This window comes from Polaribacter batillariae, assembly GCF_017498485.1.
In the GTDB taxonomy this organism is placed as follows: Bacteria; Bacteroidota; Bacteroidia; order Flavobacteriales; family Flavobacteriaceae; genus Polaribacter; species Polaribacter batillariae.
Genome location: NZ_CP071795.1, coordinates 254,268 through 267,965, shown reverse-complemented (window position 1 = coordinate 267,965; position 13,698 = coordinate 254,268). Strand labels below are relative to the sequence as shown.

Below are 13,698 nucleotides of genomic sequence, written 5' to 3'. Positions count from 1 at the left end.
AATATTCAGGATTCTACGCAAGTTATAGGCAATGGTAATATGGTAAAAAAATATTAGAAATTAATGAAAATGATTTAAAATAAACACAAACCAAAACTAGACATTCCAATGGATTGTGAGGAGTTACAGTTTTATAAAATTTAATCACTAGAAAAATATAATGGTATTAATTTTAAAACTAATAAGAAAGACATTTATCGTCTTATATTTTAAAACTGATAGCGTAAACAAATTCCTTGATAATTCTCGCCATAGAAATTTTGATCCATAATTGGTTGAAAAGAAAAAGATCGACTCTTTTTTTTATGCAATTCAGGAATATAATACCCTGCCAAAGCACCCAAACCATAGCCTAATAAAACATCTGTTAAAAAATGTTGACCAGCTTGCATTCTAAAATAACCAACTGCTGCAGGTAAAATTGCAGCTCCTGCATAAATATACGGAATTGCAGGCGAATCTGGATTAAAATCTTGATACACTTTTGCAGCAAAAAAAGTTGCAGTTGCAGTTGCAGCAACGTGTCCAGAATAAAAAGATCTTGTTGCAGTAATACTTTTTCGTTGTTCTAAAGGTGCTTCTGTTCCATAAGTATAAGGCCTGCTTCTGTTAGATAAACCTGCTGTAATTGTAAATAACGCAGAGGTGGTTGCCAAACTTTCTATATAAATTCCGAATAATTGGCCTGAATTATTTCGTGCCTTTTTATCTAATAATAATGCAAAAGGCGCTACAAAAGAAAATGCAAAAGGAACATCGCTTAGTGTATTTGCGCTTTCGGAATAATTTCCTGCAACCCATCTATCTATAAAATTAATATCGTTAATTTTACTTCTAATTTGTGCTAAATCAGCATCAGAATAGGTGTCTTTACTCGAAATTATTAGCAAACCACCTGCACTTGCTGCAAAAGCTGCACCAGTCCAAATTCCATCTCGTTTCCATTTCCATTCGTAAGGAGAAGCGTTTTGTTGCCCAAATGAAATTTGAGATAATAATAAAACAGTTGTAAAAGCAATAATAATTCTCATAAATTTTATTTTTAACAAAGAAACTATAAATCTTCATTTATAATTACCTCTAATACTTAAAATATTAATTCAATAAATTAGTCGTTAAAAAAAACTTTATTTTCCTTTGATTCTTTCCCATAAATCTAATACTAATTTTTTTCCATCACTTTTTTCTTTGGGTTCTTCAATAAAAAAAGGAGTTCCATTTTTATCAACTTTAATTTTATATTTAAAAACAAAGTTGGTCGCATTTGGTTTTATACTTAATGTACCAAAACGTAAGTCGTTAAAATACAGCGTGTTATTTATTTTATTAATGGTAAACCAACCTTTGGTAATTGCAATCATTCTTTTTGTTTTAGAATGATTTTTTAACTCAGCTAACAAATGATGGTTTTTCGGGTATTTTGAAAAATGAATTGGATTTTTATCAAAAAATGAAGAGTATCCAATTAAAAAAGCATCGTTAGTTTCTACATTTGCGCTCCACAAAATAGTATTTAGTGGAGTAGGTTTTGTTTTTAAAGCTTTATAATTAATATTTTTAGAAAAGAGTTCTTCTGCGAATTTTTGGTAAGAAATATATTTTAACAATAAGGTAAGTGCTAGGTAAGAGGTACTAATAATTAACCCTAAATGATTATAAAAGCGTCTTTTTTTTGATTCTTTTTTTTGAAGCAGTGCTAAAATTAGAAAAACTAAAAACGGAATGGTGTATAAAGGATCAATCACAAATACATTTTTAAATGCCAGTCGTACGTCTAAAGGCCAAAATAATTGTGTTCCCCAAGTGGTTTGTGCGTCTAAAATAGGATGAGTTATAAATGCTAAAAAGAATAAAAGACTCCAATTTTTAAAGTTTTTATAGCTTTCGTATTTTGTAACTATAAAAGCAAAAATAGGAGCAAAAAGTACAGAAAATAAAATAGAGTGTGTAAAACCTCTATGAATTTCTAAAGCTGTTACAGTATCTGTAAAGTAAGAGGTTATAACATCTAAATCTGGAATTGTACCAGCAATCGCTATATAAGGTACTAAACCAAAAAGTGTGTAAGTAAAGTTATTCTGAAATTTTTCTAGAGCAATCATTAAATTGCTCCATGAGGAAAAATTTCGAAAATAACTTTACGATTAAATAATCACTAAATTTATAAACACACTTTTATTATGAAACCAGAAGATTTATTAAACGAAGAATTTTTAAAACAATTTAAAACAGGTTCAGAACTAACCAGTTTTATAGAACAACTGCACAAACGTGGTGTAGAAAAGATTTTAGAAGGCGAATTAGATGCACATTTAGATTACGATAAGCATCAAAAAAGCAACAATCCTAATTCACGAAATGGCTATGGAACCAAAACAATAAAGACGCATTTAGGAGAAACTAAAATAAAAGTTCCAAGAGATCGCGATGCTACTTTCAATCCAATGCTTATTAAAAAGCGAGAAAGTACTGCAGATGGAGTTGAAAACCTGATTATTTCTTTATATGCCAAAGGAATGAGTACTACAGATATTGAAGAACAAATACGGGAATTGTATAATTTTAACATCTCTAGTTCAGCCATTTCTAGAATCACAGATAAAATTACAGCTGACATTATTGCTTGGAAAAATAGACCTTTAGAAGCTACTTATCTGATTGTATGGATGGATGGCATCGTTTTTAAGGTTCGTGAAAACTCCAAAGTCATCAATAAAACAATTTACATTGCTGTTGGTCTTAGAGTAGATGGTAAAAAAGAAGTTTTAGGACTTTGGTTAGGAAAAAACGAATCTTCCTCTTTTTGGATGAGCGTTTTAACCGACATAAAAGCCAGAGGAACACAAGACATTTTAATTACAGCAACTGATAATTTAAACGGATTTACAGACACCATTAAAACTATTTTTCCCAATTCAGTAACACAAATATGTGTGGTTCATCAAATCAGAAACTCTTGTAAATATGTAGTCTGGAAAGATAAAAAAGCCTTTACAAGAGATATGAAGCAAATCTATACAGCTCCTACAAAAGAAGCAGCAAAAGCAGCCTTAGAAGACTTTAAAGAAAAATGGGAATCCAAATATTCTTATGCCATTAAATCATGGGAAAACAATTGGGATGAACTCACTGTTTTCTTCGATTTCCCATTAGAAATCAGAACCATTATTTATACCACAAATTTGATAGAAAACTTAAATGGGAAAATTAGAAAATACACTAAAAACAAACTCTCATATCCAACAGATGATGCTGTAATTAAATCCGTATTTTTAGCTTTGAGAGAATCAACAAAAAAATGGACATTGCCTATTAGAAATTGGGGTATCATTCTTAACCAATTTTTGGCTATATTTGAAAACAGGATTAAACTATGAAAAATTTAATCCTGTAATTTTTAACTTACACACTTTGCGGGAAAGTGTCCCATATAACATGGCTTTATTGCCAATCTTTCTTCCTAAAACAGCCTCACCAACTGCAGCTCCTAAAACGATTTGAGTAAACGAATCCAACGAATTGTAAATTAAAATTTTATTCAAAAAAAAACAGATTACATAAAAATATATAATCTGTTTTTGAGTTTTTATAGTTTTTATCCTTTATAAAAAGGCAACTTTACTATGGTTGCTGGAATCGCTTTTTTACGAACCTGAATGTGTATTTGTGTGCCCGATTTTGCAAAAATTGTTGGTACATAACCCAATCCAATTCCTTTTTGCAAACAAGGGCTCATGGTTCCAGAAGTAACGTTTCCAATTACATTTCCATTGCCATCTACAATATCATACCCATGTCTTGGAATTCCTTTTTCGTCTAGTTCAAAAGCTACCAAACGTCTTTTTGGTTTTTGTGCTTTCTCTTTAGCCAAAGCTTCATGGTTTACAAAATCTTTGGTAAACTTAGTAATCCAACCTAAGCCAGCTTCAATCGGCGAAGTTGTATCATCAATATCATTGCCATACAAACAATAGCCCATTTCTAAACGTAATGTATCTCTTGCAGCCAAACCAATTGGTTTAATTCCATAATCTGCACCAGCTTCAAAAACTTTGTTCCAAATTTGTTCTACTTCAGAATTTTTACAATAAATCTCGAATCCGCCAGAACCAGTATAACCAGTTGCAGAAATAATTACGCTTTCGATTCCTGCAAAATCGCCTACTTTAAATTTGTAAAAAGGAATCTCTGCTAAATCTAAAGAAGACAAAGGTTGCATAGCATCGATTGCTTTTGGGCCCTGAATTGCTAATAATGAATAATCTTCGGATAAATCTTTTAAATCGGCATTAAATTCTTTATTGTAAGAAGAAATCCAGTTCCAATCTTTTTCGATATTAGAAGCATTTACGACTAATAAATAAGTGTTTTCTTTAACTCTATAGCAAATTAAATCATCTACAATACCATTTTCGGTATTTGGAAAACAGCTATATTGTGCATCACCAATTTCTAATTTAGAAGCATCATTAGAAGTTACTTTTTGTATTAAAGACAAAGCATTTTCTCCGCTAACTAAAAATTCTCCCATATGACTTACATCAAAAACCCCCACAGATTCTCTTACTGTTAAATGTTCTGCTGTAACGCCTTCGTACTGAACAGGCATGTTAAAACCGGCAAAAGGAACCATTTTTGCTCCCAAACTTTTGTGTATAGAGTGTAATGCAATATTTTTCATTGATATATTTCTTAAATTTTCAGCTAAATTATTGAAAAATCTTTAAAATAAATTAAAATCTTATAATCTTTTTAGGTATTCTGATAATGGAATGTCGAAGGAAATACCTAATAGACTATTTTTAAAAACTTTTCCTTCCATTGGAATTGAATAGCTAAAATTTAAATCTAAGGAATTAAAAAAAGTTAAACCAAAAGCAACTCCAAAGTTTACACTATCATAATTTTTACCAGAAGTATTTGCTATCTTATATAAAATTCCTGAAAAATAAGGCATTGCATAAATGTCTGAAACCAAAGACTTCTTTTTAATATCATGTATCAACTTTTCTTCATTATAATATCTTCTATCAAAGTTCCATAATTTAAATTTTACTCCAATTTTCTCTGAGGCAGCACTAAATTCATCATAATCCTTATTTTCAGAGTCTTTAAGGGGTGTATTTGTCCAATACTGATTTAAACCAACAGTAGCATAAAAACTTGTATTTCTATTTAATTGATGTTTTTCTAAAAGCCTTGTTAAGACAGAAGCCACATCTATTTCTATAGAATTTTTTTCAATATCTATTATTGCATATTCTCTTAATGAATTTATTAAATCTGGAATAATTTTCTTTTTTCCGTTGGCATTTCTAAATAAAAACTCATAATCATTCATTGTTTTTAATAGGAACTCAAATGTTTCTGCATTACCTAATTCTTTAATATTTCCAATGAATTTGAGGAAATTTTGGATTTTGTCTATGTTTGGAATATTTTTTAAAATATTCTCAGTCTCAACTATTTTTTTTGACACTAAATTTGTTATGGAAAACTCAATACTTGAAATTAATTTGCTAATTTGTTCAGGATTTTTAACTTTATATTTAAGAATTAATAAATCTGACATAAAATTTCCATTAAATACTTTTAAAACATCTAAATTATCTAATCTCTTATCTAAATTTTTATCTAAAAAAAAGCTATTTAAAGTTTTTAAGGTTTTCAATTCTGATTCTGAATAGTTTTGCAGGCTATCTAATTCAAATATGTCTTCTTTAATCTTATTCCTTATTAAATGGAATAATCCGTGATTACCTGTTTTCGAAAAACCATTTACGATAATTTTACTTTGTAATTCTGTTGATATTTGATTTAATTTTTCAAATTTTGATTTAATAGTATTTAATTTTACATCTTCTAATTTTTTTAATTTTGACATATTTTCATTAAAAAAAATAAACAGTTGACTCTTTTTAATTCCTAGATTCAAATGCTAGTGCAAGTTTTTGATAGGATTTTCCTACGGGTTTTACCCCGTTAGGAAAAGTCCAAAAAAAGTCAAAGATTTGTGATATGAACTACAAACAATTAACTTTCGAACAAAGGTACTCAATAGAATTAATGCTTAAGGCAAAAATTAGTAAAAAAGAGATTATTAAATCACTTTGTATTAATGAAAGTACTTTTTATAGAGAATTGAAAAGGAACTCAAAACCTAGGACTTATAGTGCTAAACACGCACAAAAATTAGCTGATGAGCGTAAAAAAGAAGGCCATTATAAGACTATTTTTTCAACGGAAATGAAAAAAATAATCAAAGAAAAAATGATTAAATTTCAATGGTCTCCAGAACAGATAGTTGGTTGGTGTAAACTTAAAGCAATACAGATGGTCTCTCACGAGCGAATTTACCAATATGTTTGGCAAGATAAAAGACAAGGAGGATTGCTTTATAAAGAACTACGAACAGGTCAAAAAAAATATAAAAAAAGGTATGGAAGTAAATCCAATAGAGGACAAATACCCGATAAAGTGTCTATAGAAAAACGTCCAAAAATTGTAGAACTCAAAGAAAGAGTAGGTGATTTAGAATCTGATTTAATTATAGGAAAAGACCATAAAGGAGCTTTATTAACCATTGTAGATCGCTATTCTAGTTTTTTATGGATTGAAAATGTGACAGGAAAAAAAGCAGATATGATTACAAAAATGACTATAAACACTTTAGCACCACATAAAAAATGGGTTCGAACAATTACCAATGATAATGGAAAAGAGTTTGCAGGACATAAAAAAATAGCAGAAAAATTAAATTGTGATGTCTATTTTGCTCACCCTTATAGCTCTTGGGAACGTGGACTTAACGAGTATACGAACAAACTTATCAGACAATATTTCCCAAAAAATGAACACTTGGATAATGTCAAACAAAAGGATATTTTTGAAACGGTAAACAAACTCAATAATAGACCAAGAAAAAAGTTAGGATACAGAACCCCTAAAGAGGTTTTTTATCAATTTATTAACCAAAATCAAAAACTTGCACTTGGTACTTGAATCTACGATTTCTTTACCTATATTTTTAGATCCATTTTCTGATAAAAAATTATATAGAATAACATCCATTGAGTTTTTTTCTGGGTCATTATCTTTTTTGTTTTCAATTATAGAATTTTTATTAATTTTTATTTTCTCATTATAAAACTTTGTTATTTTATAATAGTTTCTTAAAAATTTATAATTCTTTTTAATTGGTTCTAATAAATTTGAATTAATTGAATTAACTAAGCTATCATTCTTTGATTTAAAATTTCCTAAAATTTGTTTAAAGACTTTAGAATCTTCTAACAGACTTTCTTTTTTTAAATTAGATGAATTTTTAATTTTTTCTTTAAAATAATTTGGTATTTCTGAATTATTTAATTTAGAGGTAAATAAAAATAAATTTTTATTTACCTCTAAGTATTTTTCCTCGTTTTCAAAGTACTGTTTCTGTAAATCAATAATATTTTTATATTCTTGAGGAGTTATCAAATTATTATTATCTATAAAACTATTTATACTCCATAATTTACTTTCTACTAAATTATTAAATTTTATAGAGTCTTTAATTTTATAATTACCATCATTATTTTGGACAAAAACATCATTTATATCAATAAATACATTTTCATCAGTTTGTTTAATTTTGTTAATTATACTGTTTAAAGTATCAATATTATTTAAAGTATTTTGTAGATTTTCTGAAGTTTGTTTAATATTATCAATATAAATACTTACTTGGTTAAAAAAGTAAGCATAGTAATTTTTTTCTTTGGAAGCATCTTTCTTATCAAAAATTAAATCTTTGGTAGAATAAGTTTTAAAAATACTTTTATAATCTTCCAGAGTTTTACTAAACGCTCCATCTTTAAAATCAATTCCACTTTCATTTAATATATCTTTTATAATACTACTTTTTCCTATTATTTTAGAAATAAAATCTTTAATTGTTTTAAAGCTTTCATAGTGTTTACTATTAATTTTTAATGTTTCTATAAATTTAAAAATATATTCATTATTTTCTTTTTTAGTGTTTACATTATCTAGTAGAAGTCTAAAAATTTTTCTCTCATTAGTTCCTGTTAGTTTTATTTTTTCTTTTTCATCTATTTTTTTTATTAATGCAATAGTAGCTTCATTTAATTTTTGATTTAATTCTTTCCTTTTTTTAGCTTTTTTCTCATCATTTTTATAGTTTTCAATATTTAATATTTTTTTCTTTATTTCGAATACTTCTTTAAAAATGGATGAATCTTTTAATCTTTCTAATTTTTTATAGGTGTTTTTTACATCTATATCTTTATAATTTAAAATTTCTTTTACAATTTCAGACGAATACACTTTGTTGTTAGAGCTATTCCCTAATTCGTAATAATTAAAGTTATTTAAAAGTCCCAATTCCTTAACTGCAGGAATTTCTGAACATATAGTTAATGTTGTTTTAATGATTTTGTTTCTTAACTCTAAATTATTGATATTACTAATTTCTTCATCAAAATAAGCTTTATTATAATTGGACAGAATAGCAATAAATTCATCATTTTTCGAATTTAAAACTAATTTTGTAACGCCTAAGACGAAAAGATAATTTGTACTTTCTTCTAAAATTCTTTTCGTCATTACCTTATGGTTTTTTTCTTGGAAAAGTATTTCTGTAATCCTTTCAATATAAAATTGTGAGTAATCGTCTAATTGAGAGTTTCCAATGGCTTTAAAAATCATTCTTTTTATTCCTTCCAGAACAATTTCTTTTTGTTTTTCAGCAATAATTTTGGTAATTAATTCTGTGTCAAGAGTTCCCTTATTAAAAGCAACAGTTCCAGAGCCTGCAGACAAAGTTGGTACAGATTCCTGAGCGTTAATTCTAAAAAAAATAGACAGAAAAATAAATAATATAAATGTTTTCATCGTTTTCATAAGAGTTAGGTTTTGGTTAGTCCCTTAAAAATAAAGATTTTATATTTAAAATGACTACCTAGAATTAGGTAAATTCTTACCTTAATTATTTGTTAAATAAAATCCCAAAAAAAAGAATTAATATTACATTTGAAAAAAACAACTGTTAATCGTTTTAGTATGAAGAATTTTAGATTTTTAGTGCTCTTTTTAATCATATTTACTTTCAACGGATTCTCACAAACACCTACAGACTATTTATCTGCGGAATTTCATAAAAGTAGAAGGGAAGCTTTAAGAGCCAAAATGCCGGCAAATTCTGTTGCTGTAGTATTTGCAAATCCTACTAGAAATAGAGCTAACGATGTAGATTATGTGTTTCATCAAGACCCAAATTTTTATTACCTAACAGGGTATAGAGAACCCAATGGAGTTTTGGTGTTGTTTTCTGAGAATCAAACAGATAAAAACGGAAATGCATATAACGAGATTTTATATGTTCAGAAAAAAGACAAACAAACAGAACAATGGAATGGAAAACGACTAGGAGTAGAAGGTGCTAAAAAAGAATTGGGCTTTTCAATGGCAAAAAATTCCGAAGATTTTTCGGAATCTGCAATTAATTTTAAACAATTCGACCGAGTTTTTATTGAAAAATTTAACGACGATTATAGAAATTCAGAAAGAAATAAAGGAGAAATTTACGATTTAGTGGTTGCTTTTAAAGAGAAGTCTGGTTACAACCCAAAGAATTTTTTATCTCCAATAAAAAAACAAATTTACGAGTTGATAAAATCTACACCCATAGAAAATAGCGCCAATGTTGCACAAATTATAGGTAGAGCAATTGCTTACGATTCTTCGTTAAAAAACGACGACGATTTAATGAAATACAAAAATGCTACAGACGATATTTTAAAGAAAGATTTACAAAAGAAAATTTCTTTAAAATTAGAAGCGAAAACGAATATAGATATCCATTTTTTATCAAAAAACTTAGCAACATTAAGAGAAATAAAAACTCCTGAAGAACTCAAATTATTAACCAAAGCTGTTCGTATTTCTGCCATAGGGCAAATTGAAGTGATGAAAGCAATGAAACCACACATGTCTGAAACCGAATTGCAAGGAATTCACGAATTTGTGTACAAAAAATACGGAGCAGAATACGAAGGTTATCCATCTATTGTTGGTGCAGGAAACAATGGCTGCATTTTACATTATATAGAAAACAACAAAACAAAAGTTGGTAACGATTTGGTTTTAATGGATCTAGGGGCAGAGTATAGAGGCTACACAGCAGATGTTACACGTACCATACCTGCATCAGGAAAATTTACAAAAGAACAAAAAGAAATTTACGATATTGTTTATAAAGCACAAGAAGCTGGTATTGCCGAAAGTAAAGTTGGCAACAGTTTTGGTGCGCCAAACGTAGCTTGTAGAAAGGTTATTAACGAGGGTTTGGTAAAATTAGGCATCTTAAAATCTGTAGATGAAAATCATAATTATTTACCACATGGCGTTTCGCACTATTTAGGTTTAGATGTACATGATGCAGGAACGTATGGTAATTTTAAAGAAAATTCTGTAATTACTGTAGAACCAGGAATTTACATTCCAGAAGGCAGTAATTGCGATAAAAAATATTGGGGAATTGCAGTTAGAATCGAAGACGATATTTTAATTACCAAAAACGGCCCTGTAAATTTATCTGCAGAAGCGCCAAGAAAAGCAGAAGAAATCGAAAAAATGATGGCTAAAAAGTCTGTTTTAGACAACTTTATTTTACCAAATTTAGATAAATAATGAGCAAAGAACAACCCAATAATCCAATGCACGGAATAAAATTGGCGACAATTTTAGAGCAACTTTTTAAAGAATATGGCTGGGAAGAGCTTGGTAAGCTTTTAAATATCAATGCTTTTAAAAACAACCCAACTTATAAATCGAGTTTAAAATTTTTAAGAACCACGCCCTGGGCAAGAGAAAAAGTAGAAAAGTTTTACGAAAAAAACATGCTCAAATAATTTTTTTCGAATTTATTTTTGAATTTTCACTATATTTTTAAAAAAAATCAAGAAAGTGCCAAACCTGTTTGCTTGCTTTTAGTAAATAGGCTATTACAATTTGTCTTTCTAACTTATATCGAATACATGTTTTTATTTTGCGAACCCATCTGTTAAAATCTGGTATTAATATTTTTTTAATTTAATTCTCTAAAACAAATATTAACTGCTCATTAACAACAAAATTGCCTTTATTTACTATTTTTGATTTTTTACAGAAGTAAATTATTTTTATGAAGATTCGCAAACCCCTTGTTTATATTTTTCTATTTATTATTAGTTTTAGTTTTGCTCAGAATTCTATTAATTATAAAGCAGAAAGAGAGAAAATACACGATTTAGTACATACAAAATTAAAAGTAGCTCTTAATTTCGATAAAAAAGAACTCAATGGAGAAGCATGGCTAACTCTAAAACCACACTTTTACAACACAAACAAACTTGTTTTAGACGCCAAAGCAATGGTTGTTAAACAGGTAACTCTTAACAATCAAAAACTAAACTTTACAAACGACGATTTTCAATTAGAAATAAATTTGCCAAAAACCTATACAAAAGACGAAGAATTTACCGTTTACATTCAATATACAGCACGTCCAGAAAAGGTAAAAGATAAAGTTACAAATATTATTTCTGCTTCTAAAGGTTTGTATTTTATCAATGCAAATGGAATTGATCGAAACAAACCAACACAGGTTTGGACCCAAGGAGAAACCGAAGGAAGTAGCTGTTGGTTTCCAACGATTGATGCACCCAATCAAAAAACATCACAAGAAATTTATATTACGGTTCCTAATAAATACAAAACACTTTCTATTGGTTTGTTAATTAGTAAAACTACAAACGGAAATTACAGAACAGATTATTGGAAATTCGATAAAAAACATGCTCCATATTTATTTTTCCTTGGTGTTGGCGAGTTTGAAGTGATAGAAGACACGTATAAAAACATTCCAGTAAATTATTATGTAGAAAAAGAATATGCCCCTTTTGCGAAAGAAATTTTTGGAAACACACCAGAGATGATGCAGTTTTTTTCAGATAAATTAGGCGTAGAATTTCCTTGGAGCAAATACAGTCAAATTGTTGTAAGAGATTATGTTTCTGGAGCCATGGAAAACACCACAGCTGTAGTTCACGGAGAACAAGCGTACCAAACTACAGGACAATTAATAGACGAAAATACACATGAAAATACAATTGCTCACGAATTATTTCATCATTGGTTTGGCAATTTAGTAACTTCAGAGAGTTGGAGTAATTTAGCTTTAAATGAGTCTTTTGCGAATTATAGCGAATATCTTTGGAGAGAATATAAATACGGAAAAGATGATGTAGAAATGTATCAATTCGAAAATGAAAAATTGTATTTAGAAGGCCAAAATGAAGATAAAAGTTTAATTCGTTACAATTACGACGATAAAGAAGACATGTTCGATTTAGTAAGTTACAATAAAGGTGGCGCTATTTTACACATGTTGCGAAATTATGTTGGAGACGAAGCTTTTTTTGCCAGTTTAAAAGCCTATTTAAAAAAATACAAATACCAAACTGCAGAAGCACATCAATTGCGTTTAATTTTTGAAGAAATTACAGGAAAAGATTTAAACTGGTTTTTTAATCAATGGTTTTTTGGAAAAGGGCACCCAAATATCGAAGTTTCTTACGACTACAATACAATACGAAAAACCGTAACTGTAAACATTCTTCAGCATCAAGCAACAACATTTCAATTTCCTTTTACAATAGATATTTTTGAAGGAAAAAAAAGAACAAGACATCGTGTTTTTGTCGAAGAAAACGATGCTTCCTTTATTTTTCCATTTAACAAACAACCTACATTTATTCAAGTAAATGCAGATGGTGTTTTATTATGCGAAATCAACGAAAATAAAGTATTAAGCGATTATATTTTTCAATTAAAAAATGCCCAATTATATGCACATAGAAGAGAAGCCTTATTAGAAATAGCGAAAAAACAGGAAGAAAAAGATGCTTTTAATGCTGTTGTTGAAGCAATGGACGATACTGCTTACAAAATAAGAATTTTAGCTTTAGAAAAAGTAGATTTAATTAACAAATCTTCAAAAAGAAATGCGATAGAAAAAATAAAACAAATAGCAACTACAGATAACAAAACTTTGGTTCAGGCAAGTGCAATAGAAACTTTAGGCAAATTAATAGACCCAGAAATGAAACCTATTTTTGCAAATGCATTGGAAAGCAAATCGTATGCAGTTTTAGGAAAAGCGTTGGTGGCCATGTATTATATAGACAAACCTTTGGCGATTAAAAAATCGAAAGAATTGCCAGACGAAGTACGTAAAATTTTAGCAACCCCACTAACACAAATATTTATTGAATCTAATGACGATGCTGAGCTACCATTTATTGCAAAAAGTGTAGTTTCTGGAATGTTTTTATTTGGAGACGACACCACAAAAGCTTTGTACCAAAAGGCTTTTAAAAAGATTTCAAAGAGTAACGATACAGAGGCAATTCAAAATTTAGTTTCAGATATGGTTGTGAAAGGAAAACAATACAAAAGTTTTAATTTCGATAAGGTTGTTATCAACTTAATGAGAACTATGGTAAAAGACCAAGAAAAATCTACAAATTCTAATAAAATAAAACATGTTGCCATTATAAAAGAAGCCATGTCTAAGTTGTTAGAGTAAATAATTCTAAAAAAAACTAAACTTTTCATTTTTCTCTTGTGTTCTGCCTTTTATTGGCATTGTTAGAG

General features: G+C 28.6%; 11 protein-coding genes. 5 read left to right on the top strand and 6 right to left on the bottom strand.

Features of this window, described 5'->3' with window-relative positions:
* Positions 1–209: 209 nt before the first annotated feature.
* The gene (locus JL193_RS01155) at positions 210–1,031 is read right to left on the bottom strand and encodes a phosphatase PAP2 family protein (protein WP_207972094.1); all 822 of its coding nucleotides are present in this window, start codon (positions 1,029–1,031) and stop codon (positions 210–212) included.
* A gap of 96 nt (positions 1,032–1,127) precedes the next feature.
* A complete protein-coding gene (locus JL193_RS01150; protein ID WP_207972093.1) occupies positions 1,128–2,102 on the bottom strand; it encodes a metal-dependent hydrolase in 975 nt (324 codons plus the stop codon).
* Positions 2,103–2,180: 78 nt separating this feature from the next.
* Between JL193_RS01150 and JL193_RS01145 the strand changes: the two genes are divergently transcribed.
* Entirely contained in the window at positions 2,181–3,377 is a 1,197-nt protein-coding gene (locus JL193_RS01145; RefSeq protein ID WP_207971612.1) for an IS256 family transposase, read from the top strand.
* Here JL193_RS01145 and JL193_RS01140 read toward each other — a convergent pair.
* The 3 genes from JL193_RS01140 to JL193_RS01130 form a co-directional block, all read right to left on the bottom strand.
* A complete protein-coding gene (locus JL193_RS01140) occupies positions 3,372–3,515 on the bottom strand; it encodes a hypothetical protein (protein WP_207973519.1) in 144 nt (47 codons plus the stop codon). The two genes, JL193_RS01145 and JL193_RS01140, sit on opposite strands and share 6 nt — an antisense overlap.
* Before the next feature lie 80 nt (positions 3,516–3,595).
* On the bottom strand, positions 3,596–4,681 hold the full coding sequence (gene gcvT, locus JL193_RS01135; RefSeq protein WP_207972092.1) for a glycine cleavage system aminomethyltransferase GcvT: 1,086 nt from the start codon (positions 4,679–4,681) through the stop codon (positions 3,596–3,598).
* A 60-nt stretch (positions 4,682–4,741) separates the two neighbouring features.
* Complete coding sequence (locus tag JL193_RS01130; RefSeq protein ID WP_207972091.1) at positions 4,742–5,884, bottom strand: hypothetical protein; 1,143 nt, start codon at positions 5,882–5,884, stop codon at positions 4,742–4,744.
* A 134-nt stretch (positions 5,885–6,018) separates the two neighbouring features.
* On the opposite strand from JL193_RS01130, the gene JL193_RS01125 reads away from it, so the two are divergent.
* On the top strand, positions 6,019–7,002 hold the full coding sequence (locus JL193_RS01125; RefSeq protein WP_207970543.1) for an IS30 family transposase: 984 nt from the start codon (positions 6,019–6,021) through the stop codon (positions 7,000–7,002).
* Here the strand turns inward: JL193_RS01125 and JL193_RS01120 are convergent.
* Entirely contained in the window at positions 6,928–8,895 is a 1,968-nt protein-coding gene (locus JL193_RS01120) for a hypothetical protein (protein ID WP_207972090.1), read from the bottom strand. The genes JL193_RS01125 and JL193_RS01120 overlap by 75 nt on opposite strands.
* A 168-nt stretch (positions 8,896–9,063) precedes the next feature.
* Here JL193_RS01120 and JL193_RS01115 point away from each other — a divergent pair, with 168 nt between their 5' ends.
* The 3 genes from JL193_RS01115 to JL193_RS01105 all read left to right on the top strand — a co-directional run bounded on the left by JL193_RS01115 (position 9,064) and on the right by JL193_RS01105 (position 13,630).
* Entirely contained in the window at positions 9,064–10,692 is a 1,629-nt protein-coding gene (locus JL193_RS01115; protein WP_207972089.1) for an aminopeptidase P N-terminal domain-containing protein, read from the top strand.
* Positions 10,692–10,913: a VF530 family protein gene (locus tag JL193_RS01110; protein WP_207972088.1), complete on the top strand. Its 222-nt coding sequence runs from the start codon at positions 10,692–10,694 to the stop codon at positions 10,911–10,913. Before JL193_RS01115 ends, JL193_RS01110 begins: the two co-directional genes overlap by 1 nt.
* A 272-nt stretch (positions 10,914–11,185) precedes the next feature.
* Positions 11,186–13,630: a M1 family metallopeptidase gene (locus JL193_RS01105; protein WP_207972087.1), complete on the top strand. Its 2,445-nt coding sequence runs from the start codon at positions 11,186–11,188 to the stop codon at positions 13,628–13,630.
* Positions 13,631–13,698: the final 68 nt, after the last annotated feature.

Excerpts from the sequence above, each read along its gene's own strand:
- JL193_RS01125 (WP_207970543.1), top strand. The coding sequence starts at position 6,019 with ATGAACTACAAACAATTAACTTTCGAACAAAGGTACTCAATAGAATTA.
- JL193_RS01115 (WP_207972089.1), top strand. The coding sequence starts at position 9,064 with ATGAAGAATTTTAGATTTTTAGTGCTCTTTTTAATCATATTTACTTTC.
- JL193_RS01130 (WP_207972091.1), bottom strand. The coding sequence starts at position 5,884 with ATGTCAAAATTAAAAAAATTAGAAGATGTAAAATTAAATACTATTAAA.
- JL193_RS01105 (WP_207972087.1), top strand. The coding sequence starts at position 11,186 with ATGAAGATTCGCAAACCCCTTGTTTATATTTTTCTATTTATTATTAGT.
- JL193_RS01120 (WP_207972090.1), bottom strand. The coding sequence starts at position 8,895 with ATGAAAACATTTATATTATTTATTTTTCTGTCTATTTTTTTTAGAATT.
- JL193_RS01110 (WP_207972088.1), top strand. The coding sequence starts at position 10,692 with ATGAGCAAAGAACAACCCAATAATCCAATGCACGGAATAAAATTGGCG.
- JL193_RS01155 (WP_207972094.1), bottom strand. The coding sequence starts at position 1,031 with ATGAGAATTATTATTGCTTTTACAACTGTTTTATTATTATCTCAAATT.
- JL193_RS01145 (WP_207971612.1), top strand. The coding sequence starts at position 2,181 with ATGAAACCAGAAGATTTATTAAACGAAGAATTTTTAAAACAATTTAAA.
- gcvT (WP_207972092.1), bottom strand. The coding sequence starts at position 4,681 with ATGAAAAATATTGCATTACACTCTATACACAAAAGTTTGGGAGCAAAA.
- JL193_RS01150 (WP_207972093.1), bottom strand. The coding sequence starts at position 2,102 with ATGATTGCTCTAGAAAAATTTCAGAATAACTTTACTTACACACTTTTT.